Raw genomic sequence first — 14,330 nt, forward strand, 5'->3', positions numbered from 1 at the left:
CACCGCACGCCCCGGGAGGCGCAAGGGCTCACCTGACGCGAAAGGGCTCCGCCCGGTGCACGACCGGTCGGAGCCCTTCCCACCTACGTCAGATCAGTCCTCGTACGCGTCCAGCGGCGGGCAGGAGCAGACCAGGTTCCGGTCGCCGTAGGCCTGGTCGATACGGCGCACCGGCGGCCAGTACTTGTCCGCCACCGACACACCGGACGGGAAGACGGCCTCCTCACGCGTGTACGCGTGCTCCCAGGCCCCGCCGAGCGCGCCCGCGGTGTGCGGCGCGTTCCGCAGCGGATTGTCGTCCGCGGACCACTCGCCCGAGCCGACCTTCTCGATCTCCGCACGAATGGCGATCATCGCCTCGCAGAATCGGTCGAGTTCGTTCAGGTCCTCGGACTCGGTCGGCTCGATCATCAGCGTCCCGGCCACCGGGAAGGACATCGTCGGCGCGTGGAACCCGTAGTCGATGAGCCGCTTGGCGACGTCGTCGACACTCACACCGGTCGCCTTGGTCAGGGGCCGCAGGTCGATGATGCACTCGTGCGCGACCAGGCCGCCCGGACCGGTGTAGAGCACCGGGAAGTGCGGTTCCAGCCGCTTGGCGATGTAGTTCGCGGAGAGCACGGCCACCTGCGTGGCCCGCTTGAGCCCCTCACCGCCCATGAGCCGCACATACGCCCACGAGATCGGCAGGATCCCGGCGGAGCCCCAGGGCGCGGCCGAGACGGGCCCCACACCGGTCTCCGGACCGGCCGCGGGCTGCAGGGGGTGGTTCGGCAGGTAGGGCGCCAGGTGGGCGCGCACCCCGACCGGGCCGACGCCCGGACCGCCGCCGCCGTGCGGGATGCAGAAGGTCTTGTGCAGGTTCAGGTGCGAGACGTCTCCGCCGAAGTGTCCCGGCTTGGCCAGCCCCACCAGGGCGTTGAGGTTGGCGCCGTCGACGTACACCTGGCCGCCGGCCTCGTGCACCTGCGCGCAGATGTCCGCGACGTGCTCCTCGAACACACCGTGCGTCGAGGGGTACGTGATCATCAGCACCGCCAGTTCGTCCCGGTGCTGCTCGATCTTCGCCCGCAGGTCCTCGACGTCGATCTCGCCGTCCTCGGCGGTCTTCACCACGACGACCTTCATCCCGGCCATCACGGCACTGGCGGCGTTGGTGCCGTGCGCCGACGACGGGATCAGACACACGGTCCGCTGCTCGTCCCCGTTGGCCCGGTGATATCCGCGTACGGCGAGCAGTCCCGCGAGTTCGCCCTGCGAACCCGCGTTGGGCTGCAGCGACACCGTGTCGTAGCCGGTGACCTCGGCGAGACGCTCCTCCAGCTCGCGGATGAGGACGAGATAGCCCTCGGCCTGCTCGGCGGGCGCGAAGGGATGCAGCTGACCGAACTCGGGCCAGGTGACCGGCTCCATCTCGGTGGTCGCGTTGAGCTTCATGGTGCAGGAGCCCAGCGGGATCATGCCGCGGTCGAGCGCGTAGTCCCGGTCGGCCAGCCGACGCAGGTAGCGAAGCATCGCGGTCTCGGAGCGGTACTGGTGGAAGACGGGGTGCGTGAGGTACGCGTCGGTACGCCTCAGCGCGGCCGGAAGGGAGTCCTCGGCGGCCGCGTCCAGCGCCTCGATGTCCCCCTCGACCCCGAACGCGGCCCACACGGCAGCCAGTTGCGTCCGCGAGGTGGTCTCGTCGCACGCGATCGACACCAGGTCGTCGTCGACGAGCCACAGGTTGACGCCGTTCTCGCGCGCGGCCGCGACGACCTCGGCTGCCCGTGACGGCACCCGGGCGGTCAGGGTGTCGAAGTAGGAGCCGTGCACGACCTCGATCCCGCCGGCCGTCAGCCCCGCGGCGAGAATCGTGGCGTACCGGTGGGTGCGCCGCGCGATGCCCCTCAGGCCCTCCGGCCCGTGGTAGACGGCGTACATGCCCGCCATCACGGCGAGCAGCACCTGCGCGGTGCAGATGTTGCTGGTCGCCTTCTCGCGCCGGATGTGCTGCTCCCGCGTCTGCAGGGCGAGCCGGTAGGCCTTGTTCCCGTCGGCGTCGACGGACACGCCCACGAGCCGCCCCGGCAGGCTGCGTGCGAACTTCTCGCGCACCGCCATGTATCCGGCGTGCGGCCCGCCGAAGCCCATCGGTACCCCGAACCGCTGGGTCGTCCCGACGGCGATGTCCGCACCGAGCTCACCCGGGGACTTCAGCAGCGTCAGCGCCAGCAGATCGGCGGCGACCGTCACCAGCGCGCCGAGTTCGTGGGCCTGCTCGATCAGCGGCTTGATGTCGCGTACGGCACCGGAGGCGCCCGGGTACTGGAGCAGCACACCGTTGATCTCGCGCCCGGCGATCTCGGCCGGAATGCCGTCACCGAGGTCCGCGACCACGACCTCGACGCCGGTCGGCTCGGCCCGCGTCCGGATCACGGCGACGGTCTGCGGCAACGTGTCCGCGTCGACCAGGAAGAGACCCTTCTTGTTCCTGCCCATGCGCCGCGACAGCGCCAGCGCCTCGGCCGCCGCGGTGCCCTCGTCGAGCAGCGAGGCACCCGAGGTCGGCAGGCCGGTGAGCTCGGCGACCATGGTCTGGAAGTTCAGCAGCGCCTCCAGGCGCCCCTGGGAGATCTCGGGCTGGTAGGGCGTGTACGCCGTGTACCAGGCCGGGTTCTCCATCACGTTGCGCAGGATCACGGGCGGCGTGAACGTCCCGTAGTACCCGAGGCCGACCATGGAGTCGAGAACCTGGTTCCGGTCGGCCAGCGAACGCAGCTCGGCCAGCACCTCGGCCTCGGTACGCGCACCCGGCAGATCGAGCGCGTCGGCGTTCTTGATCACGTCCGGCACAGCGGCGGCGGTGAGCTCGTCCAGCGAGCCGTACCCGACGTGGGCGAGCATCTTCGCCCGCGCTTCCTGGTCAGGCCCGATGTGACGCTGTTCGAACGGAATCCCCTGCTCCAGTTCGGAGAGCGGACGGCGGTGAGCGATCATTGCGGAGGCCTCCTGGTCCGACACGACCTTCGTGGGGCACCACGGCACGGGTACCCGAACGGCCTCCCCCTCTGTCATCTCAACCTGAGAGCTTCACCGGACCACCCGAGGGTGGCCGGCTTTCACCGTCGGTGAGAGCGGAAGCCGTCGACACCCGCCCTGCTTTCCAGAGTGACCTCGCCCATGCGGTACGGGGGCCTGAGAGATTCCGGGGAGGATTTGCTCCTTCGGCGCCTCCGGATGTCGTCCGAAGGACTCTCCCGCACGGGGTCAGCAGCCGTTTGCCAGCGTACCAGCGCGATCAGCGCTTGAGCGTTCGAGTGGCCGCCTCCCTGATTGTGCTCTTTTGTGGTGCTTACGGATGAGTTGCGACCAAATGGAGGACCCGTGCAGACCGACATCGATCCGCGCAACCTGATCGGCCGCAAGGCGTTCGACCGCAACGGCACGAAGATCGGCACGATCGACGAGATCTACCTCGACGACGCGACCGGCGTACCGGAGTGGGCGGCCATACGCACAGGTCTGTTCAGCAGGGACGCCTTCGTCCCCCTGGAGCCCAGCGAACTGATCGAGGGCACCTTGCGCGTCCCCTTCGACCGGGCCCTGATCAAGGACGCCCCGGACTTCGGCGTGGGCCGCCACCTCTCCCCCGAGCAGGAACTGCAGCTCTACCACCACTACGGTCTCGACCTGTCCGCCCCTCCTCCGCTCCCGGACCACGACTTCGGCAGGCTGGCGAACACGGACGAGTCCTGACCTCCACGCGGTCCGCACTCTCCTCGCCGGCACCTCCCCCATCCGGATGACCGACCCCGGCGGCCCGCACGTCCGGCCCAGGCCCAGTCGATCCGCCCAGCACGCCACCCTCACGACCGCACCCGATCAGCCCAGCGCACACAGCCAGGCCCGCAGCACCAGGTAGCCGGTCCCGCTTGGCTCGCCAGCCCGTCCCCGCCCGCCCGAAACCAGCACACACCCCACCCACACTCCACCCAGACCCGCCACCCCCGCATGCGCCCCCGCGCTCACCCCGACCCCGTTGCCCCACTCACCGAAGCCCCGCCCACCTGAGCCTCACCCGCCTCGGAACGCGCCCGCACCAACGGCAACGGCTCCGCCGGCTCCAGATCGGGATCCTCGATCCGGAACGTCCGCACCCGCCCCGGCCCGGAGTCGGGCGTCTCGAACCGCACGGTCACCCGTCCGAGGCCGCTTCCCTGCACCCACCCGTGTCCGTACACGGTGTGCCGCACATCGTGTCCCGAGGGCCACCGCCGCTCAGCCGGCGCCTTCGGTGCCTCGACGGGCGTGTCATCCGCTTCCTCGACCGCACCGGAGTCCATCCGCTCTCCCGCCACCTGCGCGAACAGATCCTCCTGTGTGTAGTCGGCCAACCCACTGACCCCCACCCCGAGCAACCGCACACCCCCGGTCGTGTCCACGGACTCCAGCAGCCGCGCGGCCGCCTCCCGCACCACCCCCGGATCGTCCGTCGGCCCCCGCAACGTCTCGGACCGGGTGAGCGTGGAGAAGTCGAACCGTCGCACCTTGAGCACGATGGTCCGGCCGGAGAGCCCCGCCTCCCGCAGCCTCCGCACACACCGCTCCGCCAGCCGCTGCACCTCCGTCCCCACCCGGACCCGGTCATGGATGTCGACGTCGTACGTGTCCTCCACCGACACCGACTTCGTCTCCCGCTCCGCCACCACGGGCCGCTCGTCGAGCGCCAGCGCCATCGCGTACAGCGAGTGCCCGTGTGCCTTGCCCAGCAGCCGCACCAGCTCGTCCTCACCCGCCTCGGCGATCTCCTCCACGGTGTGGATCCCCACCCGCCGCAGGTGGTCCCCCGTCGCAGGGCCCACCCCCGGCAGCGTCCGCACCGGCATCGGCCCGAGCAGCGCCCGCTCGGTCCCCGGCTTGATCAGCACCAGTCCGTCCGGCTTGGCCTGCTCCGAGGCGATCTTCGCCAGCATCTTGGAGGCGGCGAGCCCCACCGATCCCGTCAGCCCCGTCACAGCCCGTATGTCCGCCCTGAGCTTCACCCCGGCCAGCCGCGCCGACGCCTCGTCCCAGGCCGCTCCCCCGGCCTCCAGATCCACGAACGCCTCATCCAGGCTCAGCGGCTCCACCAACGGCGACAGCGCTCTCAGCAGTTCCATCACCTGATCGCTGATCGACCGGTAGAACGCGAAGCGCGGCACGAGATACGCGGCGTTCGGCGCGAGCCGTCTCGCCTGGGCCATGGGCAGCGCCGAGTGCACGCCGAAGATCCGTGCCTCGTACGACGCCGTGGCCACCACCCCACGCGGCCCCAGCCCGCCCACCACGACGGCCTTTCCCCTCAGACTCGGCTTGGAGGCCTGCTCCGCCGAGGCGAAGAAGGCATCCATGTCGAGATGCAGGATCGTGGGCGCGGTTCTCACATCTCCGATGCTGCCCTACGCCACTGACAATGCCCCACCCCGAGAGCGGGGACGGCGCTCAGACCGCCCGGTTGCGGCGCCGTGCCAGCTCGTCCGCGGGGTTGTGCCCGACCAGCGTCTCCCCGGTGTCCACCCGCTCGCCGTGCAGCTGTGAGAGGGCACTCTCCACGTCCCGCCACACCACACCGACCGCGATCCCGAAGACACCCTGGCCGCCCTGGAGCAGTGCGTGGACCTCGTCCGGCGTGGTGCACTCGTAGACCGTGGCGCCGTCGCTCATCAGGGTCATGCGCTCCAGATCGCGAAATCCGCGCTCGCGCAGATGCTGGACCGCCGTGCGGATGTTCTGCAGCGACACACCGGTGTCCAGGAAGCGCTTGACGATCTTCAGGATGACGACGTCCCGGAAGCTGTACAGACGCTGCGTCCCGGACCCGTAGGCGGGCCGCACGCTCGGCTCCACGAGACCGGTGCGGGCCCAGTAGTCCAGTTGCCGGTAGGTGATACCGGCGGCCGCACAGGCCGTCGGACCGCGATAGCCGATCTGCTCGGACGCCATGGACGTCGTCCCTCCGCTGCTCGGCACGGCCGTCGGTCGCTGCGGAGCGTGATCGGCCGCCTTGCTGTGAAGCGGGTACGGACCGCTCGCCCCGAGACTCCGTCCGGGGGCACCCCCAGCCATACCGTCGCCGCTGCTTCTCACGCCGACCTCCGTCCTTGACCTGCCCTCTCGACGGTAGGCAGTCACCAGGGGCGCGTCAACGATCGCCACACTCGGCACGCCGAGTGATAATCACCCTAAGAGTGGTTTCCCGTGCCCCGCCGCGGGGAAAGGCTAGCCGAATGCGCTCGGAGCGGGCCGTGGGACGCTGCGCCGGCCGTAGGCAATTGGCGGCATTTGAGGCGTCGGTGGTCATGCGCGGGCCCGGCGGGAGTGCTCATCCGCCGGGCCCGTCGTTGTTCACTGGCTGCTGGTGCCGAAGTCCTCGGGCGAGATCTGGTCGAGGAACTCGCGGAACTTCTCCACTTCGTCCTCCTGCTCGTCGGGAATCGCGATCCCCGCGTCGTCGAGCACCCCGTCGCTGCCGTAGATCGGCGTGCCGGTGCGCAGGGCCAGCGCTATGGCGTCGGACGGCCGAGCACTCACCTCCACCCCGCTGGCGAACACCAGCTCCGCGTAGAAGACGCCCTCACGCAGATCCGTGATGCGCACCTCGGTGAGCTCCTGGCCGACGGCCTCCAGCACGTCCTTGAACAGGTCGTGGGTCAGCGGTCGAGCGGGGGCCATGCCCTGCTGCGCGAAGGCGATCGCCGTTGCCTCCCCCGGCCCGATCCAGATGGGGAGGTAGCGGTCGCCTCCCACTTCGCGCAGGAGCACGATCGGTTGGTTGGAGGGCATTTCCACCCGGACACCTACGACATCGAGCTCGTTCACACAGCAACCCTAGGCCGTGCCCGGGACGTTTGGGTAGTCGGGCAGGAAACGGGTGGCCGATCCGGCCTCCGCCGAGCAGCCCACTTCAGGGCAGCCGCACCCCGAGGGCGATCTGCACCAACGCCGCGTGCAGCTTCACCGTGAGTCCCGCCAGTTCCTTCGCGCGGGCTTCGGCGTGTGCCCTGGTCTGCGGGTTGCGATGGCGTTTCAGCGGGGCCACCACCTGGTCCACCAGGCCGGCCTCGCGGTCGGCGGCGGCCTTCATCACCCGCAGGTGTCGCGGCTCGATCCCGAACCGGCCCAGTTCGGCGACGAGCGAGGCGACCGTGACGGCCTCGGCGTCGTACGCCCCGTCCTGCATCGGGGCGATGAGCCCGTACGACTCCCACTCGTGCAGGTCCTGCTCACCGATCTCCGCAGCGGCGAGCAGCTCGGCCCGTCCGACACGGGCCGCCGTGGGCGCCTCGAAGGCGTCAGGGGCGGCCTCACCGTCCCGTGGACGCCCCAGAACCGGCAGCTGTACGGTCTCACCGCGCTCCACGGCGTCCAGGTGGTCCTTGATGACCTTGAGCGGCAGATAGTGGTCCCGCTGCATCCTCAGGACCCGGCCCAGACGCTCGACGTCGTCGGCGGTGAACTTGCGATACCCCGAGGGTGTCCGCTGCGGCTCGATGAGCCCCTCCGACTCCAGGAAACGGATCTTGGAGATGGTCACTTCGGGAAACTCGTCGCGCAGCACGGTCAGCACCGTGCCGATGCTCATCAGCCCACTGTCCGTGGCGGCGGTACCGTGCCCGGCACCGCCGCTCCGTGTATGAAGCATGGACCTTCCCTGGGGGTCCCCCCGGACAACGTCCGGAGGAGGGTCAGTAGCCCCGCTGGCTCGCGTAGAAGACCAGCCGGTACTTGCCGATCTGCACCTCGTCACCGTTGTTCAGAGCGACCTGGTCGATCCGCTCGCGGTTCACATACGTGCCGTTCAGGCTGCCCACGTCGGCCACCGTGAACGAACCGTCCGGGCCACGGCGGAACTCGACATGCCGACGGGAGACCGTCACGTCGTCCAGGAAGATGTCGCTCTGCGGATGACGGCCGGCCGTGGTCAGGTCGCCGTCCAGCAGGAAGCGACTGCCCGAGTTCGGGCCACGGCGTACCACCAGCAGCGCGGAGCCGAGCGGCAGCGCGTCTACGGCCGCCTGTGCCTCCGGGGAGAGCATGGGCATCTGCGTCTGGCCGGTGGCCTCGGAGTCGTAGGCCTCGAGCCCGGAGATGGAGATCGTGGACGTGGTCTCGGAGGGCCGCTCGGGCGTCGCACCGGGCCGCAGCGGAGCACCGCAGTTGGAGCAGAAGCGGCTGTTCTCCGCGTTGCGGTTACCGCACCTCGTACACACCAGGGCCGACATGGACGGATCCTCCTGCCGCGGCTGCCCCCCAGGGGCATGGGAAGCGTACGGGTCGCCGGAAAACCCTCCACCCGTACTTGAGGTCGACGGTTGTCCGAAACCTATGCCTCCGGCCTGGGCAGGGTCAACAGACGGCGCGCCCTGACCACCGCGAACGTCACCGCCGGGGCCACCGACCTGGTCCCGGTACAGGGGGCGCTGGCCCTCCGCGTCAGGCTGTGCGCGATGGCGGGCGGTCGCATTCTCGCTGCTGCCCTCTCGCGCGCTCTTGCCGAACAACTTCGCAAACAACTTCACGGGCGATTCCCCTTGACCGAAACAGACCCGCCCGTGGGGCAGGACGAACCCTGATTGAACACACCGGTCGACCCGGACACCCTCACAACGTCCGTATCCACCTGACAGTTTCCACCACGCACCACCCATTCGGTGCGCCGACCCCCCGCAACCTCATGCCCTGGCCGGACGTCCCCCATGCACCTGCGGTTCACTGCGAGGACGACCGAGCGTAGTCAGGCCGCTTCGCGGCTCGCAAGGCGTCCACGACGATCTTGTCCGACCGCTCGACGGTCGCGGTGGCCTGCTCCTTCTCCAGAGTCTGCACCACGCCTCCTGGAATGTTGAGCGCCGGTTCGAGGTCCTGCGGCTTGCCGATGACCTTGAAACGAAAAGGAGCGTTGATCTTGTTCCCGTCGACGCTCACGCCCTTGCCGGAATTCGTCAGATACGTCCCCGCGACGACTCGCACGCCGTTCACCTGGATCGCCTCCGCGCCGGCCGCGCGCAGCTCCTGGATCGCGTCGAGCAGCATGTCCGCCTCGACCGTCCCCTTCGTGTCATCGATGGTCATCGTGATGCCCGGCCCCTGCGCGGCCACCGTACCCGCGAGGATCCCGAGCTCCCTCTCCTTCTCGATCGTCTGCTTGCGGGCCTCCTCGGCCTGGTCCGAGCTGTTCTCCAGCTCGTCACGCTGGTTCTCAAGGCCCTGCTTCTCGTCTTCAAGACGCTGAGTACGGTCGTCCAGTTCATCAAGGATGCGCACAAGATCTTCCTGGCGGGCGCCCCGCAGCGCGCTGTCGCTGTCACTGTTCGACGCGACCTGAACGGCCAGGCCGAAGCCCAGCCCGAACAGCAGGACGGCCACGATGAGTTGGGCCCGGGTGACGCGCGGCGGCCACAGCCCGTTCGCCAGTCGCTGGCGGCCGGTCAGCCGCTGCTGCCCCTGAGCGTCTTCTTCGGCCGCCGTCGGCACGCTCCCGGCGGGCGTTTCCTCGGGGAGTTCCTTGCGCAGCGGGTTGTCGGGGGTCTCGTCCTCGTCGCTCATCGGCCTCACGCCCGGAAGACGTGCCTGCGGATCGCCGCGGCGTTCGAGAAGATACGGATCCCGAGCACGACGACGACACCGGTCGACAGTTGGGCACCCACACCCAACTTGTCGCCCAGGAACACGATCAGCGCGGCCACGACCACGTTCGACAGGAACGACACGACGAAGACCTTGTCGTCGAAGATCCCGTCGAGCATGGCCCGCAGGCCGCCGAAGACGGCGTCCAGTGCCGCCACGACGGCGATCGGCAGATAAGGCTCGACGACCGCCGGAACCTCGGGCCGGACCAACAGGCCGGCCACGACTCCCACGACGAGGCCCAGTACGGCGATCACGATGTGCCCTTCTCAGTTCTCGGCTGTGCGGTACGTACGATCACACTCGGTGCGGCGGGCAGCCGGAGGTCCTCCTCCACGGAGATGGCGGTCCGGATGCCGAAGTTCTCCTGCAGGGCGTGCAGATACAGCCCGTCGGGGCTGTTCTGGAACCTGCTGCTCAACCGTTTCCCGTCCCCCACGGCAAGCACCGTATACGGAGGCACGAGCGGCTTGTTGTCGACCAGTATCGCGTCACCCGCGGCACGGATCGCCGACAGGGCGGTCAGCCGCTGTCCGTTGATGGAGACGGCCTCGGCGCCCGACGCCCACAGCCCGTTGACCACGCGCTGCATGTCACGGTCACGCACGCGCCCGGTGTCGGAGAACCCCGTGGTCTCGCGGGGGTCGCCGTCGCCTCCCGTGGTGGCTTCCTTGGCGTCGTCCACGACCAGTTTGACGCCCGGACCGTGAACCTCGGTGGCTCCCGACAGGAGGCCCATGAGTTCGGCCTGGTCGCTCTCGCCGCTCTTCTTGAGCGCTTCACGCTGCCGCGTGCTCACGTCCCCGCGCAGCTTGTCGACTTTGTCCTCAAGCTTGTCCGCGGCCTCGGTCTCCCGGTCGATCCGGTCGACCAGTTCCTCACGCTCCTTGGCGACCACGGGCGCCGCCACCCGCGCCTGCGCCGCTCCGACGGTCACGACCAGGGCCGCGAGCACCAGGCCCACAGCGAGCCCGAGCTTCGCCCGAAGGGTCTTGGGCATGCCACCCGTACCCTCGGCCTTCTTGCGCGCCGCGGCCTCGGCGTACCCGTCGTCGAGGCTGTGATCCATGACGTTGGTGAGCAGCGACATGGACGCGTCCGGACGCGACGCGCGCGTGGGAGTGCTCCGAACGGGGGGCTGCTGCGGCATGCCGCACATAGTCGCACGTCGCGACCACTACCTCCGAATGGCCCCACCGGCGTGCCGGACAGGCCCCCTTGGGGACACTTGTCCGGCACGCGGGTGTGTTATGCGTCTCAGCGCCCTGCGCTGTCCACGACCGCCGCCCACTCGTCGAGCAGGGCCTGCGCGGAGGCGTCGTCAGGGCCCTCCGCCCACAGATGCGTGACGGCCTCGGCCGGGTCGGGCAGCACCATCACCCAACGACCGTCGGTCTCCACCACCCGCACCCCGTCGGTGGTGTCCACGAAACGATCTCCCGCCGCCTCGACGACCCGCCGCATCACAAGTCCCTTGACGGCCCACGGAGTCGCCAGATCCCGCTTGAGGACGTGCGCCCGTGGGATCCGCGCATCGATCTGGCTCAGTGTCAGCTGCGTCCGCCCCACCAGGCCGATCAGCCGTACGAAAGCCGCCGTTCCGTCGAAGACACTGCTGAACTCGGGGACGATGAAGCCGCCCTTGCCGTCACCACCGAAGATCGTCGAGTCGTCGCGCCCGACCCGGGTCAGATCGTCGGGTGAGGTCGTCGTCCACTCCACCTGCGTACCGTGATACGCCGCCACCTGCTCGGCGATCCTGGTGGTGGTCACCGGCAGGGCCACCCGGCCGCTGCGCCGCTCCGCGGCCACGAGGTCGAGCAGGACCAGCAGCGCCCTGTCGTCCTCGATGATGCGGCCCTTCTCGTCCACCAGGGACAGCCGCTCGCCGACCGGGTCGAAGCGCACTCCGAACGCGGCACGCGAGGACGCCACGATCTCCCCGAGACGGACCAGCCCCGAGCGACGCATGTCCGCCGTCTCCGTCGGCCTGGACTCGTCGAGACCGGGATTGACGGTCAGCGAATCCACTCCGAGCTTGCCCAGCAGGCTGGGAAGCACAAGTCCCGCGCTGCCGTTCGATGCGTCGACGACGACCTTGAGTCCCGACTCGGCGATGCCCGTCGTGTCGACATTCCGCAGCAGCGAACCGGTGTACGAGTCGAAGACACTCGCCGGGAAGTGCAGGTCCCCGATCTCACCCGGGAACGCCCGCCGGTACTCCTGGCGTGCGAACACCCGGTCCAACTTCCGCTGGCTGCCCTGCGAGAGGTCGGCCCCGCGTCCGTCGAAGAACATGATGTCCACCGAGTCCGGCACCCCGGGTGTGGTCCGGATCATGATCCCGCCGGCACTGCCCCGCGCGGTCTGCTGCCGCGCGACCGGCAGCGGTACGTTCTCCAGGTCCCGTACGTCGATGGCGCTGGCCTGCAGGGCGGAGATGACGGCCCGCTTGAGTGCACGGGCACCACGGGAGTGGTCTCGAGCCGTGGTGACGGTCGAGCCCTTCTTGAGGGTGGTGGCGTAGGCGCCGGCGATACGAACCGCCAGCTCCGGGGTGATCTCCACGTTGAGGATCCCGGAGACACCGCGCGCACCGAAGAGGTGGGCCTGTCCTCTGGATTCCCAGATGACAGAGGTGTTGACGAACGCACCGGCCTCGATGGTCTTGAACGGGTAGACCCGTACGTTGCCCTGAACGATCGACTCCTCGCCGATCAGGCACTCGTCCCCGATGACCGCGCCGTCCTCGATCCGGGCCGCACGCATGATGTCGGTGTTCTTTCCGACGACACAGCCCCGTAGGTTGCTGTGCTGCCCGATGTACACGTTGTCGTGGACGACAGCCTTGTGCAGAAAGGCCCCGCTCTTCACGACGACGTTCGAACCGACGACGGTGTGCTCACGGATTTCCGCGCCGGCTTCGACCTTGGCGTAGTCCCCGATATAGAGGGGGCCACGCAGATCGGCCTCGGGATGCACCTCGGCACCCTCGGCCACCCAGACGCCCGGGGAGATCTCGAAGCCGTCGATTTCGACGTCGACCTTGCCCTCCAGGACGTCGGCCTGCGCCTTCACATAGCTCTCGTGAGTACCGACGTCCTCCCAGTAGCCCTCCGCGATGTAGCCGTAGACCGGCTTGCCCTCCTTCATCAGCTGCGGGAAGACATCGCCGGACCAGTCGACGGGCACATCGGGCTCGACGTAGTCGAAGACCTCGGGCTCCATCACGTAGATACCGGTGTTCACCGTGTCGGAGAAAACCTGCCCCCAGGTCGGCTTCTCGAGGAAGCGCTCGACCTTCCCTTCCTCGTCGACGATGGTGATGCCGAATTCCAGGGGGTTGGGCACGCGCGTCAGACAGACTGTGACCAGCGCACCCTTCTCCTTGTGGAAATTGACGAGCTCGGTGAGATCGAAGTCGGTCAGGGCATCACCGGAGATGACGAGGAAAGCATCGTCCTTCAACGCCTCTTCGGCGTTCTTGACGCTTCCGGCGGTACCGAGTGGCTTCTCCTCATTGGCATAGGTGAGCTCCATACCGAGCTCCTCACCGTCACCGAAGTAGTTCTTGACCAATGAGGCCAGGAACTGGACGGTGACGACGGTCTCGTTGAGCCCATGCCTTTTGAGCAGCCGCAGAACGTGCTCCATGATCGGCCGGTTGGCCACCGGCAGGAGCGGCTTGGGCATGCTTGAGGTCATAGGGCGAAGGCGTGTGCCTTCGCCTCCGGCCATCACGACGGCCTTCATGTCGGAAGCGTCCTCCTCCAAGAGATGACGGTCTAGCCGACTTCACCCGTCCAGATTGTCCCGCACTTTTCCACCGCGGGCCATCGGGCCGATACGGCCGCGGCTACGGGCGAGTTCAGTCGACCATGGCGTCCGCACGAACCAGGCGGCGGACCTGTACCACGTAGAGGACTCCTGCCCACCAGTACAGCGTTGTACCCCATCCGGCGAACGCCCATCCGAAAATAGCAGCGAGTGACGGGAGCCAGCCACTTCCGTCACTGAGCAGAAGCAGCGGGAACGCGTACATCAAGTTGAAGGTGGCGGCCTTGCCCAGGAAGTTCACCTGCGGCGGCGGATAGCCGTGGCGCCTGAGGATACCCACCATCACCAACAGGACCAGCTCTCGCGCCAGAAGTGCAGCAGTCAACCAAATAGGCAGGATCTCGCGCCAGGTGAGTCCGACCAGAGTCGAGAGAATGTAGAGCCGGTCGGCCGCGGGGTCGAGGAGCCGGCCGAGGCTGCTGATCTGGTTCCATCGCCTGGCCAGCTTCCCGTCCAGGTAGTCGCTCACGCCGCTCAGAGCCAGCACCAGGAGTGCCCAACCGTCACTCTCGGGACCACCGAACTCAGGCCTGAGAATCAGCCACAGGAACAGCGGCACGCCGGCGAGACGCGCCATGCTGAGGATGTTGGGGATGGTGAGGACCCGGTCGGTCTGTACGCGGGTCTCCTGGACCTCCACCCGGGGGCCTCCTGTGGGAAATGTGCCAACGATGCTCCCTGACCTTACCCCAACGCAAAAAAGCTCTGGCTCTTGGGCTTGTGTGCCCAAGAGCCAGAGCTCTAAAAGGAGTTCGGCGGCGTCCTACTCTCCCACAGGGTCCCCCCTGCAGTACCATCGGCGCTGTAAGGCTTAGCTTCCGGGTTCGAAATGTAACCGGGCGTTT

The 14,330-nt window shown here is 68.5% G+C and carries 12 protein-coding genes, 1 rRNA gene and 1 riboswitch; of the genes, 1 reads left to right on the forward strand and 12 read right to left on the reverse strand.

Annotated features, from left to right (window positions below; translation table 11 throughout):
• Positions 1-93: 93 nt before the first annotated feature.
• Positions 94-2,979: an aminomethyl-transferring glycine dehydrogenase gene (gcvP, locus tag ACFYRY_RS34675; RefSeq protein ID WP_389154843.1), complete on the reverse strand. Its 2,886-nt coding sequence runs from the start codon at positions 2,977-2,979 to the stop codon at positions 94-96.
• A 176-nt stretch (positions 2,980-3,155) separates the two neighbouring features.
• A riboswitch (glycine riboswitch) is annotated at positions 3,156-3,252 on the reverse strand.
• A 114-nt stretch (positions 3,253-3,366) separates the two neighbouring features.
• Between gcvP and ACFYRY_RS34680 the strand changes: the two genes are divergently transcribed.
• The gene (locus ACFYRY_RS34680; RefSeq protein ID WP_389154845.1) at positions 3,367-3,738 is read left to right on the forward strand and encodes a PRC-barrel domain-containing protein; all 372 of its coding nucleotides are present in this window, start codon (positions 3,367-3,369) and stop codon (positions 3,736-3,738) included.
• Positions 3,739-4,007: 269 nt separating this feature from the next.
• Here the strand turns inward: ACFYRY_RS34680 and ACFYRY_RS34685 are convergent, their stop codons facing one another.
• The 11 genes from ACFYRY_RS34685 to rrf form a co-directional block, all read right to left on the reverse strand.
• Complete coding sequence (locus tag ACFYRY_RS34685) at positions 4,008-5,405, reverse strand: DNA polymerase IV (protein WP_389154848.1); 1,398 nt, start codon at positions 5,403-5,405, stop codon at positions 4,008-4,010.
• A 58-nt stretch (positions 5,406-5,463) separates the two neighbouring features.
• Positions 5,464-6,108, reverse strand: a complete 645-nt coding sequence (locus ACFYRY_RS34690) for a MerR family transcriptional regulator (RefSeq protein ID WP_389154851.1) — start codon at positions 6,106-6,108, stop codon at positions 5,464-5,466.
• A gap of 258 nt (positions 6,109-6,366) precedes the next feature.
• The gene (locus tag ACFYRY_RS34695; protein WP_004002801.1) at positions 6,367-6,840 is read right to left on the reverse strand and encodes a bifunctional nuclease family protein; all 474 of its coding nucleotides are present in this window, start codon (positions 6,838-6,840) and stop codon (positions 6,367-6,369) included.
• An 85-nt stretch (positions 6,841-6,925) separates the two neighbouring features.
• Positions 6,926-7,663 carry a MerR family transcriptional regulator gene (locus tag ACFYRY_RS34700; protein WP_389154854.1) on the reverse strand — a complete coding sequence of 246 codons (738 nt, stop codon included), beginning with the start codon at positions 7,661-7,663 and terminating at the stop codon, positions 6,926-6,928.
• 43 nt (positions 7,664-7,706) lie between these two features.
• On the reverse strand, positions 7,707-8,669 hold the full coding sequence (locus tag ACFYRY_RS34705) for an FHA domain-containing protein (RefSeq protein ID WP_389154857.1): 963 nt from the start codon (positions 8,667-8,669) through the stop codon (positions 7,707-7,709).
• 61 nt (positions 8,670-8,730) lie between these two features.
• A complete protein-coding gene (locus ACFYRY_RS34710; protein WP_389154860.1) occupies positions 8,731-9,567 on the reverse strand; it encodes a DUF881 domain-containing protein in 837 nt (278 codons plus the stop codon).
• 5 nt (positions 9,568-9,572) lie between these two features.
• A complete protein-coding gene (locus ACFYRY_RS34715) occupies positions 9,573-9,905 on the reverse strand; it encodes a small basic family protein (protein ID WP_003988855.1) in 333 nt (110 codons plus the stop codon).
• Positions 9,902-10,807 (reverse strand): DUF881 domain-containing protein, encoded by a 906-nt coding sequence (locus tag ACFYRY_RS34720; RefSeq protein ID WP_389154863.1) that lies wholly within the window; start codon positions 10,805-10,807, stop codon positions 9,902-9,904. Before ACFYRY_RS34720 ends, ACFYRY_RS34715 begins: the two co-directional genes overlap by 4 nt.
• A gap of 98 nt (positions 10,808-10,905) precedes the next feature.
• Positions 10,906-13,401 carry a mannose-1-phosphate guanyltransferase gene (locus tag ACFYRY_RS34725; protein ID WP_356774847.1) on the reverse strand — a complete coding sequence of 832 codons (2,496 nt, stop codon included), beginning with the start codon at positions 13,399-13,401 and terminating at the stop codon, positions 10,906-10,908.
• Between the two features lie 115 nt (positions 13,402-13,516).
• A complete protein-coding gene (locus ACFYRY_RS34730; RefSeq protein ID WP_356774845.1) occupies positions 13,517-14,125 on the reverse strand; it encodes a CDP-alcohol phosphatidyltransferase family protein in 609 nt (202 codons plus the stop codon).
• A gap of 110 nt (positions 14,126-14,235) precedes the next feature.
• A 5S ribosomal RNA gene (gene rrf, locus ACFYRY_RS34735) occupies positions 14,236-14,330 on the reverse strand; the annotation flags it as partial.

This window comes from Streptomyces sp. NPDC005263 (assembly GCF_042872365.1).
In the GTDB taxonomy this organism is placed as follows: Bacteria; Actinomycetota; Actinomycetes; order Streptomycetales; family Streptomycetaceae; genus Streptomyces.